Here is a 2,908-nt window from a genome sequence, read left to right on the forward strand (position 1 = left end):
GTCTGGTTTCGTTGCTCTGCCGACTTCCTGCGCCTTTTTGATGGCATATGCGTTGTATTCCTCTGCGCCAGTTTCGGGATCATCTGCTGGATTACCTGGGCAAAGTTTGTCCTCCCATGGGAGGACAAACTTTGCCCAGGTAATCCAGCAGATGATCCCGAAACTGGCGCAGAGGAATACAACGCATATGCCATCAAAAAGGCGCAGGAAGTCGGCAGAGCAACGAAACCAGACCCCGTGCTAGATGCAGTGTATTTGGCGTTAAAAACGCCTGGAGAGGCTTACAGGGCCCTTGCTGAGGATCTTGCGGAGGCTTATCAAGGTCGTTATAGGTTTCTCATAGACAATTTGGCCCAGTGGGACGAAGAAACCAGGTGGTTGAGGGCTGACCTGGTTTTTTCCAATTCTGAGCTTCGCCATTTGTCAGCCACGCAAGTGATGGCTTTACGAACAAGGGCCGCCGAGGCCTGACGCGCTGCGCTTGTCCCCTCGACCTCCATACGGGAACAGGTTCCCGTACTCCGATCGAGGCCAGTCCATCCACCGTTGAAATTCCTCAGGTCAGGGGCCGCGACCCCGGCTCGTCGTGACTCGCTTCACCGTCGCGGCGAACGGAGTCCCGGGCGGAGCGAACCCTTGACCCTTCGCTGATCAAATCACCCTCTGGCGCTCTGTTCCTGGCCACCGGCCGGGAGCGGAGGCCCCCAGCATGGGTGCTGTTGATTTTGCTTTTGGCGCTCTGGGTAGTATTGCGAAATGTTCTTCACCCCCCTCCCGGATCCTGTGGGGTGCTGTTACACCCCCACTTTACCGAAGACTCCTTCGTTTTTTGGCTCTGGAGTGGAGGCGCAAACCTCGCCCGTTATGTTCCTGGTCGTGATGAGAAAATTTGCCATCACCACTGAGGAGCTGGGCATGAGGGTTTCAATCGAGCTGGATCGTAAGGATGTTTTGTCCCTGATCGCTGTTTTTCTGCTGATGCTCCCGGATTCCGGGGCTTTGCGCGGTTCTGAGGCTGGCGAGTCCCTGCTTTACTTGATACATAGAAACAATGTGTTAGCAGGTGCTATGCTCGGCCCCACGAATAAGGGGGCCATGAATGGCGCATAAAAAAACCCCTGAGAACTCTTCCAACTTGGCAGGCGGGGAGTTCACAGGGGCTGACGAAGCTAGGCTTCTGGACGAGAGAATAACACGCTACGGCGTGGCTCACACAAGGTCTCAGGCGATGCTAGAACATCTCCGAAAGACCCCGTCCGAAGCGACCATCAAGACTGCCGCTAGCCTTGCCAGCTGTGGTAATTACCTGCATTTCCGGGAGTACTTCACCGTGGGCAAGGTACGGCTGCATAGCGCGACGTTCTGCAAGCAGCACCTGGTCTGTCCGTTGTGCGGCATTCGCCGCGGTGCCAAGGCTCTTGGGGCTTACTTGACCCGCTGGCAGGTGATCCAGGAGGAACGCCCGGATCTGCGGCCCTATCTCCTGACCCTAACAGTCAAAAACGGGCCGGATCTTGAAGAGCGTCAATCGCACCTCGCGAAGTCGCTACGTCGCTTGATGGATCGTCGTCGCTACTTCAATGCCGGTACTCGTGGCGCTCCCTGGACAGAGCTTTGCAAAGCCGAGGGGGCCGTCTACACCCTCGAGCTGACCAACAAGGGCAATGGCTGGCACCCGCATTGTCACATGATCATTCTGGCCACATCACAGCCCTCCCAAACCGACCTCAGCACCGAGTGGCACAAGATCACCGGTGACAGCATGGTCGTGGATTGCAGGCCCATCCTGGGCGATCCCGTTGAGGGTTTCATGGAGGTGTTCCAGTACGCCGTGAAATTCTCCGATCTGACCTTGGCTGACAACTGGCACGCGGCGCAGATCCTCAAGGCCAAGCGCCCGCTGAACAGCTTCGGCTTGTTCCGTGGCGTTGAGATTCCCGACTCCCTGCTCGATGAGCCGCTCGACGGGCTTCCGTACCTGGATAGGTTCTATCGCTACCTGGGCGATTCATACCAGCCGGCGAGCATCAGGGAGTGAGGGCAGGCGACAGCGTAGCGCCTGCCTGCCTCACTCCCTGAAATTGCCGCTCCTATGGCTCACCTATTGCTGCGGCAATAGGCCCAACAATAGGACCTGCAATACAACCGCCAAGAGCCAAAAACATAGAACCCAACAGCAAAATGCCGTCACCCCTGCGGGGCTCCGTGGCCGCCCCTCCGGGCCGCCCAAACCTCCCGGGGGAGCGCCCCGGAAGGCCTTCAGGGTTCTGAATCGCTGCGCGATCCGCCACCCTCTTTCCTCCCCTGCGCCCTGGACGGGCTTGTCTCGAAAATTCACCCGCGTGCGCGCCCGGCAAAGCCGGACCAACCCGCTTTCTGAGACTGCGCGACGCATCGGCGCGGGACTCCGTCCCTCCCTCTGCTGCTTCGGCTCGAAACCAGGTTGGTCCGGTTTCACCTGACGCGCACGCAAGCGGTGCGGCCGGATGCTTCGCACCCTGGTTTCGCCCTGGACGGGCTGCACCAGGGCAGAACGGAAAAATTCGGCCTGGGGGCCATTTTTCCTCACCCCCCTCGTGGGCTCGGGTGGCGTCTGTCAGGCTGTTTCCGTCGTCTTCGACGCCGGTTTATCAGAGCGGCTTTTGGCCGCTCTGGAAGCAGCTTTCGCTGCCCAAAGCCCTCTGCGCTATCATTCGATTTTCGTCTAGGAAAATTCCTCATGCAGCGTCTCGCCATACCTTCGGATTACGTCCTGCAGTTCATCCTGGGCCGCGCCTCCTATGTCCTCCCATGGGAGGACAAACTTTGCCCAGGTAATCCAGCAGATGATCCCGAAACTGGCGCAGAGGAATACAACGCATATGCCATCAAAAAGGCGCAGGAAGTCGGCAGAGCAACGAAACCAGAC

General features: G+C 58.4%; 4 protein-coding genes. All 4 read left to right on the top strand.

Features of this window, described 5'->3' with window-relative positions; all coding sequences use genetic code 11:
- A partial coding sequence (locus tag JFT63_RS29275) for a hypothetical protein (protein ID WP_198845317.1) occupies nt 1-471 on the top strand: 471 nt, incomplete at its 5' end.
- Between the two features lie 285 nt (nt 472-756).
- The gene (locus tag JFT63_RS29280) at nt 757-1,110 is read left to right on the top strand and encodes a hypothetical protein (protein ID WP_127652685.1); all 354 of its coding nucleotides are present in this window, start codon (nt 757-759) and stop codon (nt 1,108-1,110) included.
- A gap of 118 nt (nt 1,111-1,228) precedes the next feature.
- Nucleotides 1,229-2,038, top strand: a complete 810-nt coding sequence (locus tag JFT63_RS29285) for a protein rep (protein WP_198845318.1) — start codon at nt 1,229-1,231, stop codon at nt 2,036-2,038.
- Nucleotides 2,039-2,719: 681 nt separating this feature from the next.
- On the top strand, nt 2,720-2,908 hold a 189-nt coding region (locus JFT63_RS29290), incomplete at its 3' end, for a hypothetical protein (protein ID WP_181127196.1).

This window comes from Pseudomonas sp. MF7453 (genome assembly GCF_016405455.1).
Taxonomy (GTDB): Bacteria; Pseudomonadota; Gammaproteobacteria; order Pseudomonadales; family Pseudomonadaceae; genus Aquipseudomonas; species Aquipseudomonas paralactis.

Coding starts and splice junctions, on each gene's coding strand:
- JFT63_RS29285 (WP_198845318.1), top strand. CDS start 1,229: ATGCTAGAACATCTCCGAAAGACCCCGTCCGAAGCGACCATCAAGACT.
- JFT63_RS29280 (WP_127652685.1), top strand. CDS start 757: ATGTTCTTCACCCCCCTCCCGGATCCTGTGGGGTGCTGTTACACCCCC.